22 protein-coding genes are annotated in these 17,411 nt (G+C 54.3%); 13 read left to right on the top strand and 9 right to left on the bottom strand.

Annotated elements, in window-relative coordinates:
- Window positions 1-27: 27 nt before the first annotated feature.
- Complete coding sequence (gene trpE, locus VOI14_RS08225; RefSeq protein WP_323751562.1) at window positions 28-1,515, top strand: anthranilate synthase component I; 1,488 nt, start codon at window positions 28-30, stop codon at window positions 1,513-1,515.
- 24 nt (window positions 1,516-1,539) lie between these two features.
- On the opposite strand, the gene VOI14_RS08220 is transcribed toward trpE, so the two are convergent.
- From VOI14_RS08220 to VOI14_RS08200, 5 genes are all read right to left on the bottom strand, one after another.
- On the bottom strand, window positions 1,540-1,917 hold the full coding sequence (locus tag VOI14_RS08220) for a nuclear transport factor 2 family protein (RefSeq protein WP_323751561.1): 378 nt from the start codon (window positions 1,915-1,917) through the stop codon (window positions 1,540-1,542).
- Between the two features lie 67 nt (window positions 1,918-1,984).
- Entirely contained in the window at window positions 1,985-2,377 is a 393-nt protein-coding gene (locus tag VOI14_RS08215; protein WP_323751560.1) for a DUF6632 domain-containing protein, read from the bottom strand.
- A gap of 242 nt (window positions 2,378-2,619) precedes the next feature.
- Entirely contained in the window at window positions 2,620-2,967 is a 348-nt protein-coding gene (locus VOI14_RS08210; RefSeq protein ID WP_323751559.1) for a DUF1428 domain-containing protein, read from the bottom strand.
- 168 nt (window positions 2,968-3,135) lie between these two features.
- On the bottom strand, window positions 3,136-3,816 hold the full coding sequence (locus VOI14_RS08205; RefSeq protein WP_323751558.1) for an SDR family oxidoreductase: 681 nt from the start codon (window positions 3,814-3,816) through the stop codon (window positions 3,136-3,138).
- A 297-nt stretch (window positions 3,817-4,113) separates the two neighbouring features.
- Entirely contained in the window at window positions 4,114-4,656 is a 543-nt protein-coding gene (locus VOI14_RS08200; RefSeq protein ID WP_323751557.1) for a GNAT family protein, read from the bottom strand.
- A 337-nt stretch (window positions 4,657-4,993) separates the two neighbouring features.
- Here VOI14_RS08200 and VOI14_RS08195 point away from each other — a divergent pair, with 337 nt between their 5' ends.
- The 3 genes from VOI14_RS08195 to VOI14_RS08185 all read left to right on the top strand — a co-directional run bounded on the left by VOI14_RS08195 (window position 4,994) and on the right by VOI14_RS08185 (window position 7,761).
- Window positions 4,994-5,698 (top strand): PEP-CTERM sorting domain-containing protein, encoded by a 705-nt coding sequence (locus VOI14_RS08195; RefSeq protein ID WP_323751556.1) that lies wholly within the window; start codon window positions 4,994-4,996, stop codon window positions 5,696-5,698.
- 331 nt (window positions 5,699-6,029) lie between these two features.
- The gene (locus VOI14_RS08190) at window positions 6,030-7,205 is read left to right on the top strand and encodes a hypothetical protein (RefSeq protein WP_323751555.1); all 1,176 of its coding nucleotides are present in this window, start codon (window positions 6,030-6,032) and stop codon (window positions 7,203-7,205) included.
- 13 nt (window positions 7,206-7,218) lie between these two features.
- Complete coding sequence (locus VOI14_RS08185; protein WP_323751554.1) at window positions 7,219-7,761, top strand: hypothetical protein; 543 nt, start codon at window positions 7,219-7,221, stop codon at window positions 7,759-7,761.
- Window positions 7,762-7,905: 144 nt separating this feature from the next.
- On the opposite strand, the gene VOI14_RS08180 is transcribed toward VOI14_RS08185, so the two are convergent.
- A complete protein-coding gene (locus VOI14_RS08180) occupies window positions 7,906-8,283 on the bottom strand; it encodes a GNAT family N-acetyltransferase (RefSeq protein WP_323751667.1) in 378 nt (125 codons plus the stop codon).
- A 305-nt stretch (window positions 8,284-8,588) separates the two neighbouring features.
- Here VOI14_RS08180 and VOI14_RS08175 point away from each other — a divergent pair, with 305 nt between their 5' ends.
- Window positions 8,589-9,131 (top strand): hypothetical protein, encoded by a 543-nt coding sequence (locus VOI14_RS08175; protein ID WP_323751553.1) that lies wholly within the window; start codon window positions 8,589-8,591, stop codon window positions 9,129-9,131.
- Between the two features lie 33 nt (window positions 9,132-9,164).
- Here the strand turns inward: VOI14_RS08175 and VOI14_RS08170 are convergent, their stop codons facing one another.
- Complete coding sequence (locus tag VOI14_RS08170; RefSeq protein ID WP_323751552.1) at window positions 9,165-9,581, bottom strand: helix-turn-helix domain-containing protein; 417 nt, start codon at window positions 9,579-9,581, stop codon at window positions 9,165-9,167.
- Between the two features lie 69 nt (window positions 9,582-9,650).
- On the opposite strand from VOI14_RS08170, the gene VOI14_RS08165 reads away from it, so the two are divergent.
- The gene (locus VOI14_RS08165) at window positions 9,651-10,376 is read left to right on the top strand and encodes a cation diffusion facilitator family transporter (RefSeq protein WP_323751551.1); all 726 of its coding nucleotides are present in this window, start codon (window positions 9,651-9,653) and stop codon (window positions 10,374-10,376) included.
- 78 nt (window positions 10,377-10,454) lie between these two features.
- Window positions 10,455-11,129: a DsbA family protein gene (locus tag VOI14_RS08160; RefSeq protein ID WP_323751550.1), complete on the top strand. Its 675-nt coding sequence runs from the start codon at window positions 10,455-10,457 to the stop codon at window positions 11,127-11,129.
- Between the two features lie 87 nt (window positions 11,130-11,216).
- On the opposite strand, the gene VOI14_RS08155 is transcribed toward VOI14_RS08160, so the two are convergent.
- Window positions 11,217-11,834, bottom strand: coding sequence for a DJ-1/PfpI family protein (locus VOI14_RS08155; RefSeq protein ID WP_323751549.1), 618 nt, complete (start codon window positions 11,832-11,834; stop codon window positions 11,217-11,219).
- A 234-nt stretch (window positions 11,835-12,068) separates the two neighbouring features.
- On the opposite strand from VOI14_RS08155, the gene VOI14_RS08150 reads away from it, so the two are divergent.
- From VOI14_RS08150 to trpC, 6 genes are all read left to right on the top strand, one after another.
- Entirely contained in the window at window positions 12,069-12,314 is a 246-nt protein-coding gene (locus tag VOI14_RS08150; RefSeq protein WP_323751548.1) for a type II toxin-antitoxin system CcdA family antitoxin, read from the top strand.
- Between the two features lie 51 nt (window positions 12,315-12,365).
- The gene (locus VOI14_RS08145) at window positions 12,366-13,727 is read left to right on the top strand and encodes a hypothetical protein (RefSeq protein ID WP_323751547.1); all 1,362 of its coding nucleotides are present in this window, start codon (window positions 12,366-12,368) and stop codon (window positions 13,725-13,727) included.
- A gap of 25 nt (window positions 13,728-13,752) precedes the next feature.
- Window positions 13,753-14,139 carry a hypothetical protein gene (locus VOI14_RS08140; protein WP_323751546.1) on the top strand — a complete coding sequence of 129 codons (387 nt, stop codon included), beginning with the start codon at window positions 13,753-13,755 and terminating at the stop codon, window positions 14,137-14,139.
- A gap of 167 nt (window positions 14,140-14,306) precedes the next feature.
- On the top strand, window positions 14,307-14,885 hold the full coding sequence (locus tag VOI14_RS08135) for an aminodeoxychorismate/anthranilate synthase component II (RefSeq protein ID WP_323751545.1): 579 nt from the start codon (window positions 14,307-14,309) through the stop codon (window positions 14,883-14,885).
- Window positions 14,886-14,900: 15 nt separating this feature from the next.
- A complete protein-coding gene (gene trpD / locus VOI14_RS08130) occupies window positions 14,901-15,929 on the top strand; it encodes an anthranilate phosphoribosyltransferase (RefSeq protein WP_323751544.1) in 1,029 nt (342 codons plus the stop codon).
- A 7-nt stretch (window positions 15,930-15,936) separates the two neighbouring features.
- Window positions 15,937-16,749, top strand: coding sequence for an indole-3-glycerol phosphate synthase TrpC (gene trpC, locus VOI14_RS08125; RefSeq protein WP_323751543.1), 813 nt, complete (start codon window positions 15,937-15,939; stop codon window positions 16,747-16,749).
- Window positions 16,750-16,793: 44 nt separating this feature from the next.
- Here trpC and VOI14_RS08120 read toward each other — a convergent pair whose 3' ends face one another.
- Window positions 16,794-17,408 carry a DUF4202 domain-containing protein gene (locus tag VOI14_RS08120; protein WP_323751542.1) on the bottom strand — a complete coding sequence of 205 codons (615 nt, stop codon included), beginning with the start codon at window positions 17,406-17,408 and terminating at the stop codon, window positions 16,794-16,796.
- Between the last annotated feature and the right edge of the window lie 3 nt (window positions 17,409-17,411).

The raw sequence follows: 17,411 nt of genomic DNA, 5'->3' as shown, positions 1-17,411 counted from the left end.
GCAGACCCGAATTCAGGAAACAACGAAATGACACCTGAGCACTTCTCCAGACTGGCCCAAGACGGCTACAACCGGATTCCGGTATACCGCGAAGTCCTGGCTGACCTGGACACACCTCTGAGCACCTACCTGAAACTGGCCAGTGGCCCGTATTCCTATCTGTTCGAATCAGTTCAGGGTGGTGAGAAATGGGGCCGCTACTCCATCATCGGCCTGCCCTCGCGAGAAGTGCTGAAAGTCTTCGATCACCGCATTGAAGTCAGCCAGAACGGCAAGGTGGTCGAGCAAGCTGAAGTGGAAGACCCACTCGCCTTTGTCGACGAATACCAGAAGCGTTTCAACGCACCCGACCTGCCCGAGCTACCCCGCTTTAACGGCGGACTGGTGGGCTACTTCGGGTACGACACCGTGCGTTACATCGAGAAACGCCTGCGCAAGAGCTGCCCGCCCGACAAAATCGGCACCCCCGACATCCTGCTGATGGTGTCGAATGAAATCGTGGTGTTCGACAACCTGCGCGGCAAGCTGCACCTGATCGTACACGTCGACCCAGCGGTTGAAGGCGCTTACAAGCAAGCCCAGGCTCGCATCGACGAACTGGAAAACCAGCTGCACCGCACCACCGCCGACGCGCCACGCACTCCCGAACACCTGCGCGGCAAAACCGTGGACGAAAGCGATTTTGTCTCCGGTTTCTCTCAGGACAAATTCGAAGCCGCGGTCGATAAAATCAAAGGCTACGTGCTGGACGGCGACGTGATGCAAACCGTCATTTCCCAGCGCATGTCGATCCCGTTTGAAGCACCACCGCTGAACCTGTACCGCTCGCTTCGGGTGCTCAATCCCTCGCCGTACATGTATTTCCTTGATCTGGACGACTTCCACATCGTGGGTTCGTCACCGGAAATTCTGGCTCGGGTAGAGGATGAAGAAGTGACCGTTCGGCCCATCGCCGGCACCCGCAAACGCGGCGCCACCGATGCTGAAGACAACGCACTGGAAAAAGAGCTGCTGGCCGACCCGAAAGAAATCGCTGAGCACCTGATGCTGATCGACCTGGGCCGCAACGACGCCGGCCGAGTGTCAGAAACCGGCACCGTTCGCCTGACCGACAAGATGATCGTGGAACGCTATTCCCACGTGATGCACATTGTCTCCAACGTCACCGGCCGCCTGAACCAGAACACCAGCTGCCTGGACGTACTGCGCGCCACGCTGCCCGCAGGCACCCTGAGTGGCGCTCCGAAGATTCGGGCGATGGAAATCATTGATGAACTGGAACCGGTGAAACGTGGCGTGTACGGCGGGGCTGTGGGCTACCTGTCATTCAACGGCAATATGGACACTGCCATCGCGATCCGCACCGCCGTCATCAAAGACAACACCCTGCACATTCAGGCGGGCGCCGGCGTAGTCGCCGACTCCATTCCTCGTCTGGAATGGAAAGAAACCATGAACAAAGGCCGGGCCATCTTCAAGGCCGTAGCCATGACTTACAACGACTACGACCACTAACACCCGGAACGAATCACCTGCCGCTCAGTTCGCTGACGGCAGGTTGCCACCCAGCATATTCTCCACCACGGCGGCGTTGTAGAACGTTTCCACCGTATGAATCTTGTCGTCCCGGACTCGGAACCAAACCGCCAACCGCACGTCGCCAATCTGCTCGAAATAGGTCTGGTAATCCAAAATCGCAAACACATGCTCGCCATCGGCGCTGAGCTGGCGCAACACCAGATCTTTCTGAATGGCCACCATGCCGAACTGGTAAGACACCATGTCATCCCGGTTCAGAAAACGCATGTTTGGGCCTACATACTCGAAGCCCTCTTCAGCCAGCAGCATTTTCGCTTTCTCCAGGCGCTGACCATTAACGTCAGCGATAAATTGCGCCACAATGTCTTTCGGCTGCATGACTAAAAACTCCGATAATGGTTAGCGTGAAACGGGTAATGCCTACCAGCTTCCCGGTATCAGCCAGTCACTGAGCCCCGGAACCGGAACGCTTTGGCATCAAATAGAAAAGAACGAAAGCCACTAAAAACAACGCGGGAATATCGCCCAATAGGTTCGCGCGCTCGGCTTCGTCCATCAGCGCCTGCACGAGCATAATCCCAGCGTGAACAACACTGGACCAGATAGTAAACCAGATAAGACTGGCATGTTCCATGGGTGCTTTCGCAGCACGAATCAAAAACACGCCGAGCGTGATGTACATACCCATGATCATTTGTTCGTATTCAGGTTGTGCTGGCTCCCAGCTCCAACCGGAAGGCCAAACAACCATCATCATGGCGGGAACACCGACTATGAAAATCACCCCAAAGACATACAGGGCGACACTGAGGTACTTGGTTTTTTGAGCATCTTGCATGGCCGTTCTCCAGCAGTTGTTGGTCAATAACAATGCCAAGCAATGCCTTCCGAATACGTGCCTCGTTGTTGCTCACATTCCGTACAGAGTGGCAGGAAGAGCACCATCCCCTAAGCTGGTAGAACCATTGGCTCCATACTGACCAGTCACGAAAACAGCTCAGAGAACGAACATCATTAGGTTTAGGGTAGTTCGTTAACCCGTGGGGCACCACATTGGGGGGGGGTAGTGCCTAGAGCGCACTACTGGTTCACAACCATCTCAAAACCACCGTAAATCAGCCGGCTGGCATCAAAGGGCATCGGGTTGTCCTGCATGCGAATATCCTCTCCAATCGCCTTCATACCAATATCCCTCACCTGCCGGGACGGCCAGATCACCCAAGAAAACACCACCGTTTCATCTTCACGGCACTGCACCGCCAGTGGGAAGGATGTTTTTACGCCTGACGGCACATCGTCGCCCCAACACTCGATCAGCCGGGTTGCGCCGTGCTCTTTAAACAACTGTGCAGCTTCCGTGGCGTGGCGAATATACGCTTCTTTATTCTTGGTAGGCACTGCGGCAACAAAGCCTTCTACGTAGTCCATCACTTCCCCCCTTGAAGTTCACCTACTTCAAGCCAAATAGCCGCTGCTGCGGCTTAGAAAAAACACCTCACAAGGTAAAGAATAGTTCGCGCGCATGGGGCAGACAATCTCGTTTCGGAACTGCGACACCGGAGACAACTAAATTTTGGCCTTTGCCAATTAAACCCTCTACCGGGTGGGCATTAACGTGATTTCGCGAACAGCGCATCTCGGGTTGGCAGAAATCGCATACACAACGGCATCGGCTACATCGCTGGGATCTAACTTGTCGGGTTTGGCTTCATCGAAAAAGGGCGTATTAACCATGCCGGGGCAGATAGTGGTACAACGACCATTCCATTCAGCCATCTCGGCTGCCAGGTTTTGGCCGAATCCGTAAGCAAACCACTTAGAGGCACCATACACAGAGCCCTTCAGTGTGATCTTGCCAGCTACTGAACTGGTAATAATAAAGTGACCCTGAGTTTCTTTTAATGAGGGCAAGCTGGCTTTGGCCGTAAACAACAATGCATTGATATTCACATCCAGCATGGTCCTCCATTCATCGGGATCACCCTTTTCAATGCCGGGAGAATTGACTCCGGTTCCGGCATTCGCAAACACCACGTCCAGTCTGCCAAACGTTTCTTTGGCCTTTTCCACTACGTGGATAATTTCGTCCAGTTTGGCTACGTCGGCCGTTACCGCCAAGACCTTGTCATCACCCCACCTTTTGACCATTTCATTGAGCTTTTCAGTACTTCTCGCCGTAATAACGGCTTTGTGCCCGGCTTCGATCACCTTCTCAACGGTAGCAGCGCCAATACCGCTAGACGCGCCAGTGATCAGAACGATTTTTTCATCTTTCATTGCCGTCACTCCTGATTGAGACCAAGTTCTTTTTGCTTTTTCGGTTATCCTGCAGAGACGATTCGATAAGATTCACGAATATGCCATTCAAGGCTAGCACATTCGATGGGCGAGCTTTTCGCCGACTGAATCCTCCTGAACTCGCGTGAGACCGTGGGTGAGTAACAAACATTGCTCAACCCGAAGATGCGTATATCGCCGTTTATCGAGCAAGCGGGCTCTTTGCACTGTGAAGTTTTCCCGGCGCCTGTTTCCGGAGTTTCGCAGGCACAACATCGACACCCTGAGTGGCGTACTTTAAATTTTCAGTCGAAACTCTGAGGCCAGCATTGAGTAAATCGCCTGATCGACATACCGACCGTTCACATACTCCCGCTCCCGACACACGCCTTCAAGCTTGAAGCCCAACCGCTCAGGAATGACCCTGCTTTTGGTATTGCCGGTGGCACAGGCAATCTCGATTCGGTTCAAGCCGTATTCCCGAAATCCTTGTTCAACCAGTGCCTTCACAGCCAGCGCCATGATGCCCTTCCCCGAATAAGACTGGCCCAGCCAATACCCGAGGCTACCGGTGCCATTGGACAGGTCAAACGAATGAAAACCGCACACACCACACAGAACCGAACCGGAGAAAATGGCGTACTGCGGGCCTTGGCCAGATTCGTATTGGTTGATCACCGATTTCAGGAAGGATTCTGTGTCTGCCGGGGACTTGGTTGCATCGACCCAGGGCAACCATTCGCGCAGGTGTTCGCGGTTGGTGTCTACGAGGGTGAACAGCTCTTCCTTGTGATTCATCGAGAGCAACTGCAATTCGAGGGCTTCGGCTATAAACAACATTTTCTCCAAACGATCGCGTAACGCTGAACTCGGCCACGGTCCTGCCGCACTTTGCTGACCCCATTATGATCTGAAAACCACCATAAACCAGGCAACTTACATCGTAAGAATAAAAGTAAGCTGGCTATGCCAGGGGTAGCAAATTTATGCTCAAGCCTTTGTGTCGAGATCTTTGACACTTCTGCATTACCAATAAATTTGTTTATTGGCAAACCCTTGATAGTTAGCTTTTACACCTAGATTGGCTTCAAGCTTGCACTCCAAAAATAAAGCTTCACAGCAGCAAAAAGAACGAAAAGCCCTGTAAAGCTTTCCCTTTTGCCGATGGAGAAAGGCTATGAAAACCAAACTAGCACTATTATCGACAGCTCCCCTGCTGATGTTTGCGTTAACCGCTCATGCTTTGCCGGTCACATACATTGCGGCCGACAACAATGTATCTTCGCTAGCGCAAATGGTGAATTCCCAGGCCGCAGCCAGCGATTTCCTCTCGGTCGCGGGCGCACTCGATACCTACGACTTTGAGTCTGCACTGCCAAGCAACCTCACCATAACCGGAGGTAGTACCACAAATGATTCGGGCTGCGGGGCACTGTGTGGATTTAATACAACGTCCGGGGGAGACTTTTTCCGGTACCTCGGTGGCGGAATGGTAACCTTCAGTTTTACGAATCCAGTCGATGCCTTTGGCTTCTATGTAAACGGGCTCCAAACCAACCTTGTGTCTCAGCAAACGATCACATATGTCGATGGATCCTCAGACACTCAAACCATTGATTTTCCCTCCGCGACTGGCGGCGGTGGCGCTTTCGTGGGCTTTATCGATTTTGGCCAGCTCATATCCAGCGTCACCTTCAACGCGACCAACGACATTCTAGGCTTCGATGACCTCCGCTTTGGCCGGTCTGTCTCCGACCCCGGTGACCCAGGTAACCCCGGCGATCCTGTCAGCGTGCCCGAACCTGGCTCATTGGCTCTTTTAGGCCTTGGCCTTCTGGGCTTAGGCATCTCTCGCCGGAGAAAGCTGAACGCCACCTCCTGAACATCAATTCTGGATGACCCCTGTGACAGGCAAACCCTTGAATGCGAGCCAAAACTCGCGTTCAGGGGTTTGCCTCATCATCCCTACCGTCCAACACAGAACGTTATATCGAACGCCTTAAAGGCAACGACACCCGCACGATTCTGCATACACAACATCCAGGCATCGCGATCCTCTGCACCCACCCCACAGGCAAATACCTTCCAATTCGCCGGCGACGCGGTGGTTCAGGTTGAGCAATAACAGAGATAAGTATTACCACCTACAAAAAAGCTGATCACAGCCAAGTTTCATGCAATACTCAGCCTTTTATACTCAAAGTAGCCGAAAAATGATCTCTTTAAAGCGAACCATTTGCATACTGACTCTACTACTGACATTTGGCGGCTGTAGCAGCAACAAGAGCATTCAGTTCGAAGGAGAAGAGCTCGAAACCTCCGCTTACGACGGCACCCTGGCCCGCGTTTCGATTTACGGCATTAATGATGGTTACGACTCTGCCGACGGCGACGTTCTGGCGGAGCTACAGACTGTCGCCAAAGAGAAGCTACAGGGAAACCGCAGCCTTTTCAGCGGCTCCCGCGACAAGCTGTACATTTTAAAAATTAAGGCCTCCCCTTCAGAAAGCGGTGTGGAGTGTATCAATACGAAATTCAGCCACACCACAGAAGGCACACTAGACACCCATTTCACGTTGGCGACTCTGGAACGGACTCCCCAAACGTTATTCGATGTGGAGATCGAGACAAACGGCCGCCACGAAGTTTCAACGTTCTCCGATGTCAAAGACTGGATAAACTGTGGAACGGTAACCGCCATCGCGACCGATGCCATCTCCCGAAGCATCCGTATATTTGATCTCTTGATCAAAGAGGCCAACGGCCTGGATGTCACACGTGAACTGGAAACGGTGAAAAACGACGAAGATATAAACGGCAGCACCATTGTTATGAAAGCCGTCGGCAAAACGCTTTATGGTGTCTTAGCGCCCGTTGCTATCGTTATCAACAGCGCCGCAGAAGCGGATTGGAGCAGTGCGATTTCATCAGCAGCCAAAGCCGCAGATAACATGCCCACAGCCAGTTATGACCCGCTCACAACACCCTATAAAGCACCGGCTTATACCGTTAACAGCCCTGTAACTCATCAGCCGCAATCAACACAAACCACACCACCCCAAAACCAGCCTTCTGGCAGCTCAACTCAAAGCCGCCCGAAAACTCCGGCCGCCGCCAAGTCAACGGCAACCACAGCGCCCCGCAAAACGGCCACAGCAGAAATCCAGGCCCGCGGAACAACGGATATGCACTTCCCTTATGACCAAGCTCTGAACCTGGCGACCACCAATGCCGACACACAGGCCCGACAGTCATGCCGAGAGAACTACCGGGGCAACATCAGTACGCTGGGCGACCCGAACATGGAAAAGAAAGAATGCGTAGAAAACCGCAATCAGGAATATCGCTGCGTGGTTCAAATCGTTCATACCTGCGAATACAAACAATAGAAGGGCAATCATTATGAAGTACCTGCTACTGCTGGCTCTAACGCAGTCTTTGCTAGGCTGCGCCATCGCGTTCCCGCCCAGTGACAAAGGCTTCAACCAACAAGCCATAACCGGCAAAGAAAGCGTTTACATCGCCAGCGCAAGCAACAGCAACCCCGCCTGTCATGACAGCAGGCTCATCGAAGAGCTGAAAGGTCGCTTTGAGGCATTGAACTACGTTGAAGCCGAATCCGAATATAAAGCGGATCTCGCACTTTTTCTCGATTCAGAGTGCGGCGTGGAACAAACCGGCGCAGATATGGCCACGATGATCTTCCCCCTTGCCTCTTTCTTCATTCTGCCCATTACCACAACAACGGAATACGAGGTTCGTGTCGAGGCCTTCGAACACGGCGCGCCGGCAAAGGACTATTTTTTCGATGGCAGTAGCAAAGTGCTAACGCATCCGTTTTACTTCGGGAAACTCGCGGACAAGCATAAAGAATACGTGGAGCAGTCCACGCCGGCGATGAGCAGCAGAATCATCAATTCGCTTGAGGAAGATTACTTTTTGTAGGATTTACGAGCTTGGCAGCTAGCATCAAAGTCAGCGAGTGGGCGCTAGCCCATAGATGCAGGCAAAGGGATCCCAGCTCGCGTCGCTATGCCGTTCGAAGCTTCCGGCCGTGGATGCGCCCGATGTTCTTATGCCCTGAGTGCCCTATTTTAACTCTGCGTTTGAAACTCTGAGGCCAGCCAGCATCGAGTAAATCGCCTGATCGAGATAGCGGCCGTTCACATACTCCCGCTCCCGAAAGCCTTGTTCAACCAGCGCCTTTGCGGCCATCGCCATGATGCCCTTCCCCGAATAGGCTTCACCCAACCAATACCCAATACTGCCGGTGCGATTAGAAAGATCGAACGGATGAAAACCGCACACACCGCATAAAGCCGAATCGGAGAAAATGGCGTACTGCGGGCCTTGGCCGGATTGGTATTGATTGATGGCGGATTCGAGAAAGGATTCAGTGTCGGCAGGGGACTTGGTTAGATCGACCCAGGGCAACCACTCGCGCAGGTGTTGGCGGTTGGTGTTAATGAGAGTGAACAGCTCTTCTTTTTAGGTCAGGCTAAGCGGTTTTAGCTCCATGAGTTCGGCTATGAACAATTTTTTCTCCCGTTCTCGAAGACAAGCAAGTGTAAGCATTACCACCTACAAAAAAGCTGATCGCGACTAGATTTCATGTAATACTCAGCCTTCATATCAAAAGCAGCCGTAAAATGCCCCCTTTAACACAAACCTTTTGGATTCTGACGAATGCGTAGAAAACCGCAATCAAGAATATCGATGCGTGGTTCAAATCGTTCATATCTGCGAATACAAACAATAGAAGGGCAATCGTTATGAAGTACCTGCTACTGCTGGCTCTGACGCAGTCTTTGCTGGGATGCGCCATCGCGTTCCCGCCAAGCGATAAAGGCTTCAACTCGGAAGCCGTAACCGGCAAAGAGAGCGTCTACATCGCCAGCGCAAGCAACAGCGACCTCACCTGTCATGACGGCATACTCATCGAAGAACTAAAAAGTCGCTTTGCATCATTGAACTACGTTGAAGCGGAAACCGAAGACAATGCGGATCTCTCGCTGTTTCTTAGTTCGGAATGCAGCCTGGAGCATACTGGCGCAGACTTGATCTCGGGAGCCTTCAACATTCTCTCTGCGTTTATTCTGCCCAACACCGCGACAACGGAATATCATGTGCGAGTCGAGGCCTACGAATATGGCGCTCCGGCAAAAGACTACTTTTTCGACGGCAGTAGCAAAATACTGACTCATTTTTTTTACTACGGGAGTCTAACGGAAGAGTACAAAGAGTATGTCGAGCGAACGACTCCGGCTATGAGCAGCAGAATCATCAATGCGCTTGAGGAAGATTACTTTTTGTAGGCTTTCACAGCGGGGCAGATAACACCCAAATCATTACCGCGCCGCCGTTTCACCAGACAGCGTCTCGACAATGCGGCAGTCCATGATAGCCCCGCCTTCGCAACACGCAGTCAGCCTTTCCAACTCGTGTTCCATTGCACGTAAATCTTTCAACCGAGAGCGCACCTGTTCCAGCTGTTGCTCTACTTTGGCCTCCACGCCAGCACAGGAGTCCTGCTGGCGATCAGCCAGCGACAGCAGCTCACGGATATCATCCAAGCTGAACCCCAGCCCTCGGCTTCGCCGAATAAATAACAGCCGCGAATAATCCGCTTCGGAGTACAAACGATAGCCAGATTCCGACCGGCTGGCTTCCGGTAACAGCCCAATTTTTTCGTAGTAGCGAATGGTCACGGCCTTGATGCCCGTATCAGCGGCCAGCCGGCCGACTGTGTAGCTTTTTTCGCTCATCGTTATTGACCTTATAGTTACTATAACCCTTAGTGTACCGATGAACTGCCAATTTTAGGAGGCTTCATCGTGGACAGCTGCTGTGAGAATAAGGCCGGTGAACTGGCCCAACTGAGGGCCAATCAAAGCCGGGTGCTTTACATAGCCCTTGCCATCAATGCGGTGATGTTTGTGGTGGAATTCGCCGCCGGCTGGATTGCAAGCTCTACGGCGCTACTGGGCGATTCCCTCGATATGTTTGGCGATGCGTCGGTCTATGCGCTGACATTGTTCGTACTGGACAGAAGCCGGCAGGCACGGGCTGGGGCTGCGCTGTTCAAGGGCGGCTTTATGCTAATGTTCGGACTGGTTGTGGTTGCGGACGCTATCCGCAAACTGGTGATACAGGAAGTGCCCGCAGCCGAATGGATGGGCGCGATTGGCGTTCTGGCCCTGATCGCAAACGGCATTTGTTTCGCGCTGCTCTACCGCCATCGTGCGGATGATCTCAACATGCGCTCCACCTGGCTGTGCTCCAGGAACGACTTATTCGCCAACACCAGCGTCATCATTGCGGCTGGACTGGTCGCGCTCACCAACACCCTATGGCCGGATATCATTGTGGGCCTCGCCATTGCTGCACTTTTCCTGCACTCCGCCTGGCAGGTTATGCGGGAAGCGGTTCAGGAGTGGCGTGCCGGTCGTGCTGAAACCGCCAAACAACCAAGCAAAGAAGAGATCAACAGCGCCAAAAGCAGCTGCTGCTCATCAGCGCAAAGCACCTGCGGCGGCAAATCCGAAGGGAACGCCCAGTAACGGCCAACCGCCAGCAGCTACGTGTAGGCTGCTGGCCATTGTCATTCTGTTTTTACTCATCCATCGGAGAATTCGCTCATGAACCGTCGTACCATCGTTGTTGTCGTAGGATTGGTACTGGTTGCCGCCATTGCAGCCGCTGTTTTGTACAAGCCACAGTCCAAACAGACTCAAAAAACGACCGCCAGCGAAAAGCCCATAGCCACGGCCGAACCCATCGCAAACCAGCAGGCATTGGAGCGCTTTCATTCGCCCACATTCGGACCGGCCGATGCACCGGTAACCATCGTTGAGTTTTTCGACCCGTCTTGCGAAGCCTGCCGGGCGTTCTACCCGGTCGTGAAACAGATCCTCGCAGAATACCCCGGCCAGGTGCGGCTGGTGTTGCGGTACACCCTGTTTCATCAAGGCTCTGAAGAAGTCTCAAGAATTCTGGAAACCGCCCGCCTTCAAAACATCTACGAACCGGTTCTGGAAGCTGTGCTAGACGTGCAGCCTGCCTGGCACGACGACCCGACAGTGGCCAAAGCATGGGAAGCGGCCGAAGCAGCCGGTCTGAACCTCACCAAAGCCCGTAAAGATATGCAGTCAGAGCGGATAAACGCCATCCTTGAGAAAGACATGCAGGACGTTCAAAACATCGGCGTTCTGGGCACCCCGAGCTTTTTCGTGAACGGCCGCAAACTCACGCAGTTTGGTGCCAAACCGCTACTTCGTCTTGTTCAGGAATCGCTTCGGGATGCAGAGCAATAAGCCTCTGCGGCTGAATAGAACACTGTTCGGCTTGGTGCCCCTGGAAACTTGCCTATAGGCAGGAAGCGGGGCACCAACGATCACGTATTAAACGAGCCCATAGATGCGTGCAAATGGATCGCGGTTGGCGTCGCTCTGCCATTCGTATTCGGCCAGCGTAGCGATACTGTTCGCCATTTCCGGCCCCAGCATTTTCTGAATCAGCGCCAAGGTCATATCGATTCCAGCCGATACGCCGGAAGACGTAAAAAACCGACCATCTTCAACCCAGCGTGCTTCTTTTACCCAATTAACCCGCTCGCCTTGCGACGTAGCCCAACCAAACGCCTTCTTGTTGGTTGTGGCCCTCACCCTATCCAGTATTCCGGCCTTTCCCAGCAAGGCGCTGCCGGTACACACGGAGGTAACGTATTCACAGGTTTTGGATTGATCCACAACCCACTGCAGGAATACGTCGTTCGACACTTCAGCCCGTGTTCCTATGCCACCCGGTACCAGAAGAATATCGAAGTTCGGTGCATCGCAAAATGCCACATCAGCGACCGACCGCGGCCCCTGAGCGCTGGCCACTTCACCGCCTTTTTCCGAAACCAACTGGATCTCAAAATGCTCCGCGGCTTGGCCATACATCTCCAGCGGTCCAAATACGTCGAGAAGCTCAAATCCGGGGAAGATAAGAACTCCTATTGATCGTTTATTTTTCATGGGGCCAATCCTTGTCGCCAAGCGATTTTGTTTAGCGGAGGGGCGTGCTTCCGAAAGGTCCAAAAAGCACAGGCAGAGGGCTACCACCCCCACCCGTTCCATATTTTCCCTATACCGCGCCAGATTACCGCGTGAAGGAGCGCCAGCGTATGCGCGTCCGATAACAGCTATTGGTTAAATGCTTTCATGCGTATAAGCTCAAGCTGTGTATTCTATATCTTCTTGGAGGCACTCATGGCCGGACTCTATAATTCAGCCGCCCCCAAAAAAGCAGCGAACCTCTCAATCAATAGCGACCTTCTGCGTAAAGCCCGGGAACTGAACAGCAACGTGTCTGCCACCCTAGAACGAGCCCTGAAAGAAGAGCTTTCGAAGCGCGAAGCTGCACAATGGGTTGAAGAAAATCGCGCTGCGATAAAAAGCTACAACGATTACGTCGAACAACATGGATGCTTCGGCGACGAATTCAGAGAGTTCTGATGGCACAGTTCGATGTGTACCCAAACCCGAGCAAAATCAGCAAGGCCTTCAATGACCCACAAAACCACTCTGCGGATTGCCACTCTTTCTCCGGTGCGCTCGCCCATTAGTGCCAATAGCGAACACCGCGCGGCCAAGGCGTTGCAGGGCGCTTCGGGGGAAGCTCGTAAGCGTTTATTGCCCGCTTCGGATGCCCTTCTTGCTTTCGATTGGCCCTGGGCCAACGGCTACGGCACGCTTGCCCACGACAGCTTACCGATCTTTTTCCAGCCCTTTGATTGCTACGACATTGATAATGCGGCCGTTCGGGAGCGTTCGGAGAACCTGGCGCGCATTTGTGATGACTGGAACGGCGAGATCGAGGCCTGCCAACTGTTTCTGTACGACGACACGGTGGCACTTCTGCGGTTGGATGTCATGATCCAGGTAGACGAGGCCACGCTGGCAACCTTGGTTGAATCCGGCCAGTTAGATCGCACCCTGTCGGATGCGGCGGGCGATGTTTATGGGGCGCTGATCTATCCCGCATTTCAAACTTATTGCCGGGAATTTTCGGCACGGTTTGGCAAGAGCCAGGCGGGTGAGGAACAACAGCTGCGGGACCCGAACAATCTGACGGTTTTTAAGGACGTTGAATTCACCGAAGCCACCGCCCCTGCCAGCCATGTGCTCTGGACCGGGCGCAGCATTGTGGCCAGCCCGGAAGAGCTGGATCAGCCTCTGGGTGATCTGCTGCGGGAGTGGGCGTCTTACGCCGGTTCCATCGGCGATCTAAAGAGTGCTCGCCACTACGTGGGTTCAGGCAACATTTTGGTGGTCAGCAACCAGCCGCAGGACTGTCGCGATGACTGGTTCCGGGGCTTGTCCATTTGCCAGTTCTACAACGCCATTTTGTTTATCTACGGCGCCATTCTGAAATCCAGTTATTCACAGCTCACCGATTTGCTGGGCGCGAAGCGCACCCGTAACGGGGAACTGAACCGGTTAATGGCGAACATTACCGTGAGTCTGGATCACCTTGAGTTCAGCCGACTGGAATTCAAAGAAGCCCGAGCTGGCGTTCAGGCAGATCGTGCCCGCATCGTGGAAGACACCTGCTCGGCCTGGCAGCTGGACACTTTGATCAGCAGCGCGTTGGAGCGCACGGATTTGATTCGCTCACGCATTGCCCGGCTGCTGGAGGCTCGCAAGTCCCGAGTGGATAAAACCGTCGAGTTGATTCTGGCTGGCATCGGGGGCGTGGCACTGGTGGAGCTGTTCCTCTCGCTGACCACTGCTTCCCGCAGCCTTCCTCCAGATGACTTCCCGGGCATTCTGGATGTGTTCTTGTGGTTACCGCCAAACGGCGCCATTGCGTTATCCTCAGCCCTGTTGGTGGCGATCTTTATCTATATTTATCTGGCCAAACGCTGATCCCTGATTGAAAGGTAATCCAACCATGACTGACAATGCTCGTATCCGCTTTTTGGTGCTGTTCTCGATCAGCCCGGAGAAAATGGCCGATGTCGGCGACTTTGTGGCCGGCCAGCTATCTCGGCGGTTTGGCGGCGCCACCGTGCTGCACTCCACCGACAACGCCATCCTGACCGGGTTCTGGGCCGACGATGGCCAACAGTTCAAAACCGAGTACCAGGGCGAAGTACATAAGGAGCCGGTCATCAGCCTGATGCTGTCCGTGCTACCCGAGGATGAAGCCGAAGCCTACAGCCGGATTAAAGCCACATTAGCGGAGGCCGCCACGCGCTTTCAGCTGGATTGCCAGCACGTGCATGTGGAAACCATGCGTGCTTCAGCACGGCATTTTGACCTTCAGTCCGAGACTTAATACCGCTCTCCCCGCCAGCCCGATATTGTACCCAAGCCGGTGGACTGCAATAATCCACTGTCTGTTTGCGCCAAACCTCAGGCAAGGTGCGCTGTGAATAGGTTTTATGCACAGCACCGCCCGCATGGCGAACACATCCACTGCTAGAACATACGGTCCCGATCGCTATGCTGCTGATGATTGATAACTACGATTCCTTCACCTACAACATTGTCCAGTATCTGGCCGAGCTGGGTACCGAGGTTCAGGTGCACCGGAACGATGAGATCACCATTGAGGAGATCGAGGCGCTGAACCCCGAACGGCTGGTGATTTCCCCGGGCCCCTGCACTCCCAATGAAGCCGGCATTTCCATGGAAGCCATTCGCCATTTCGCCGGTAAGCTTCCGATTCTGGGTATTTGCCTTGGCCATCAGTCCATCGGTCAGGTATTTGGTGGCGACACCATTCGCGCAGGGCGAGTGATGCACGGCAAGGTGTCTCCTGTTTACCACCAAGACACAGGCGTGTTCCGGGGCTTGAACAACCCGTTGCAGGCTACTCGTTACCACAGCTTGGTGATTGACCAGAACACCCTGCCGGATTGTCTGGAAGTGACGGCCTGGACCCGCAATGAAGACGGCTCCATCGAAGAGATCATGGGCGTGCGCCACAAGACTCTGCCGATCGAAGGCGTGCAATTCCACCCCGAGTCGATCATGACCGAGCAAGGCCACGAATTGCTGCGCAACTTCCTCAAATCATAAGAAGGATACCCCCGCATGGATATGAAAGAAGCCCTCGACCGCATCGCCTCCAACCTGGATTTGTCCCGTGAGGAAATGAAGGATGTTATGCGCATCGTGATGAAAGGCGAGGCCACCGATGCTCAGGTCGGCGCCTTTCTGATGGGGTTGCGCCTGAAGAGCGAAACCATTGATGAGATTACCGGGGCCACCGAAGTCATGCGGGAGCTGGTCACCAAGGTTGAAATCAAGGCGGAGCCGCTGATTGATATCGTGGGCACCGGCGGCGATGGCGCCAACCTGTTTAACGTCTCTTCTGCGGCCTCGTTCGTCGTCGCTGCCGCCGGCGGTTTCGTGGCCAAGCACGGTAACCGAGGCGTGTCGTCCAAAAGCGGTAGCGCCGATTTGATTGAAAAAGCCGGGGTGAATCTGACGATGTCACCGGAAGAGGTCGCCCGCTGCGTGGAAGAAATCGGCGTGGGTTTCATGTTTGCTCCGTCTCACCACGGCGCAATGAAAAATGCCATCGGCCCCCGCAAGGAACTGGGTTGTCGGACCATTTTCAACATTCTGGGGCCCATGACCAACCCGGCGGGTGTCAAGCGCCAGCTAATCGGCGTGTTCACCAAAGCCCTGTGCCGCCCGATGGCGGAAGTCATGCAGCGCTTGGGTGCCGAGCACATTATGGTGGTGCACTCGAAAGACGGGCTGGATGAAATCAGCCTGGCTACGGAGACTCACGTGGCCGAATTGAATGACGGCGAGATCACCGAATACAGCATCACCCCGGAAGACCTGGGCATCAAGAGCCAGGCGCTCGTGGGCCTGACCGTGGATTCGTCTGAAGAATCCCTGAAGCTCATTCGTTCAGCGTTCGGTCGTCAGCACGACGAAACCACCGAGAAAGCCCGCGACATGATTGCCCTGAACGCCGGCGCGGCTATTTATATTGCTGGCTTGGCTAACACGCCAAAAATGGGTGTAGAGATGGCGCTGGATGCCATGGGCTCTGGCCTGGCTGCTGGCAAGATGTCTGAACTTGCCGATTTCTCCAACTGTTTCTGAGGCCATAATGACCAATAGGCACAATGACCGTACCCCCACCATTCTGCGCAAGATTGTTGACCGCAAATGGCAGGAAGTGGACGAGCGCAAACCGAAAACCTCCATGGCCGACCTCAAGGCCATGGCGGGTGACCAGCCAGCGGCCCGAGGCTTCGCCGAGGCCCTGCGTTCGCGCATTGAACAACAGCAAGCGGCGGTGATTGCCGAGATCAAAAAAGCCTCCCCCAGCAAAGGCGTTCTGCGCGATCCGTTCGTGCCGGAAGCCATTGCCGAAAGCTACGAAAAAGGCGGCGCGGCCTGTTTGTCAGTACTGACTGACCAGGACTTTTTCCAGGGCCACGAAGACTATCTGAAAGCGGCCCGTGCGGCCTGCAGCCTGCCCGTGATCCGCAAGGACTTCATGGTAACGCCGTATCAGGTGTACGAAAGCCGCGCCATCGGCGCCGACTGCATTCTGCTGATTGCCGCCTGCCTGACCAAAGACCAGATGCAGGAACTGGAAGGCATCGCCCACGAGATCGGGCTGGATGTACTGGTAGAGGTGCACAATGGCGAAGAGATGGACGATGCGCTGACACTCAGCACACCGCTGGTAGGCATCAACAACCGTAACCTGCACACCTTTGAGGTGTCGCTGGACACCACGTTCGACCTGTATCAGCGCATTGGTTCTGATCGTTTGGCCATTACCGAAAGCGGCATCATGACCCGGGCAGACGTGCAGGCCATGACAGACCGTGGCATTTACGGCTTCCTGATCGGTGAGTCGTTCATGCGTGCCCCCGAACCGGGCGAGAAGCTCCAAGAGCTGTTCAGCTAAAAGGCCCGGCCCCTACGGCTACAAACCTGTCTGAGCCTAGGCCGTCAAGCTTCGGACTCAGATAGCGCTTCCTGCAGCAACGCCAGCAGATGGGGCGGCAGATTGCCCGCCAGCTGCAACGCAGCTTCATGGCCACGGGGGGTCATCTTGGCCCAGGTACGGCGTACGATGGTGAGCCACTTGTCTCGGTCGTACTCCGGATTGTCTTCGTAGAACTGGGCGAAATAGCGCTCCAGAAACACCATGCAAGCCACATCTTCCAGCAACTGGGTGTCAGGATCGTTGCGCAGTTCGCGCTTGGTCAGGATGGTTTCTACCCGATCGCACTCTTCCTGCGGATAGCCACTCTCGACCATGATTTCCGCTGCGCGCCGAACGTGCATGCGGCCACAAGCCTGGCGCCACTGATAGTAATTCTTTCGACCTTCCCCGAAATCGCTTCGAGGCATTACCCAGCGTTCGATGTGCTGGGAACGGCAGGCGATCTGCATCCGCTCGGAAGGCTCTGCCTCCAGAGCAAACAACCAACGCGTCATGTGCAGGCTGTAGGCGTATTCCTTGGGTAAGGGCTCGCCGTCGACCTCTTCAATATTCGGATCGGCCCGGTTGGCCCGATCGATGGCCTCAAGGGCCTGCGTTAGCTTCGTGGTTTGAGTCATGTC

It is taken from the genome of Marinobacter sp. (genome assembly GCF_034669625.1).
Taxonomy (GTDB): Bacteria; Pseudomonadota; Gammaproteobacteria; order Pseudomonadales; family Oleiphilaceae; genus Marinobacter.
This window is presented reverse-complemented; position numbering and strand designations above follow the sequence as displayed.

Coding starts and splice junctions, on each gene's coding strand:
- trpE (WP_323751562.1), top strand. CDS start 28: ATGACACCTGAGCACTTCTCCAGACTGGCCCAAGACGGCTACAACCGG.
- VOI14_RS08220 (WP_323751561.1), bottom strand. CDS start 1,917: ATGCAGCCGAAAGACATTGTGGCGCAATTTATCGCTGACGTTAATGGT.
- VOI14_RS08215 (WP_323751560.1), bottom strand. CDS start 2,377: ATGCAAGATGCTCAAAAAACCAAGTACCTCAGTGTCGCCCTGTATGTC.
- VOI14_RS08210 (WP_323751559.1), bottom strand. CDS start 2,967: ATGGACTACGTAGAAGGCTTTGTTGCCGCAGTGCCTACCAAGAATAAA.
- VOI14_RS08205 (WP_323751558.1), bottom strand. CDS start 3,816: ATGAAAGATGAAAAAATCGTTCTGATCACTGGCGCGTCTAGCGGTATT.
- VOI14_RS08200 (WP_323751557.1), bottom strand. CDS start 4,656: ATGTTGTTTATAGCCGAAGCCCTCGAATTGCAGTTGCTCTCGATGAAT.
- VOI14_RS08195 (WP_323751556.1), top strand. CDS start 4,994: ATGAAAACCAAACTAGCACTATTATCGACAGCTCCCCTGCTGATGTTT.
- VOI14_RS08190 (WP_323751555.1), top strand. CDS start 6,030: ATGATCTCTTTAAAGCGAACCATTTGCATACTGACTCTACTACTGACA.
- VOI14_RS08185 (WP_323751554.1), top strand. CDS start 7,219: ATGAAGTACCTGCTACTGCTGGCTCTAACGCAGTCTTTGCTAGGCTGC.
- VOI14_RS08175 (WP_323751553.1), top strand. CDS start 8,589: ATGAAGTACCTGCTACTGCTGGCTCTGACGCAGTCTTTGCTGGGATGC.
- VOI14_RS08170 (WP_323751552.1), bottom strand. CDS start 9,581: ATGAGCGAAAAAAGCTACACAGTCGGCCGGCTGGCCGCTGATACGGGC.
- VOI14_RS08160 (WP_323751550.1), top strand. CDS start 10,455: ATGAACCGTCGTACCATCGTTGTTGTCGTAGGATTGGTACTGGTTGCC.
- VOI14_RS08155 (WP_323751549.1), bottom strand. CDS start 11,834: ATGAAAAATAAACGATCAATAGGAGTTCTTATCTTCCCCGGATTTGAG.
- VOI14_RS08150 (WP_323751548.1), top strand. CDS start 12,069: ATGGCCGGACTCTATAATTCAGCCGCCCCCAAAAAAGCAGCGAACCTC.
- VOI14_RS08145 (WP_323751547.1), top strand. CDS start 12,366: ATGACCCACAAAACCACTCTGCGGATTGCCACTCTTTCTCCGGTGCGC.
- VOI14_RS08140 (WP_323751546.1), top strand. CDS start 13,753: ATGACTGACAATGCTCGTATCCGCTTTTTGGTGCTGTTCTCGATCAGC.
- VOI14_RS08135 (WP_323751545.1), top strand. CDS start 14,307: ATGCTGCTGATGATTGATAACTACGATTCCTTCACCTACAACATTGTC.
- trpD (WP_323751544.1), top strand. CDS start 14,901: ATGGATATGAAAGAAGCCCTCGACCGCATCGCCTCCAACCTGGATTTG.
- trpC (WP_323751543.1), top strand. CDS start 15,937: ATGACCAATAGGCACAATGACCGTACCCCCACCATTCTGCGCAAGATT.
- VOI14_RS08120 (WP_323751542.1), bottom strand. CDS start 17,408: ATGACTCAAACCACGAAGCTAACGCAGGCCCTTGAGGCCATCGATCGG.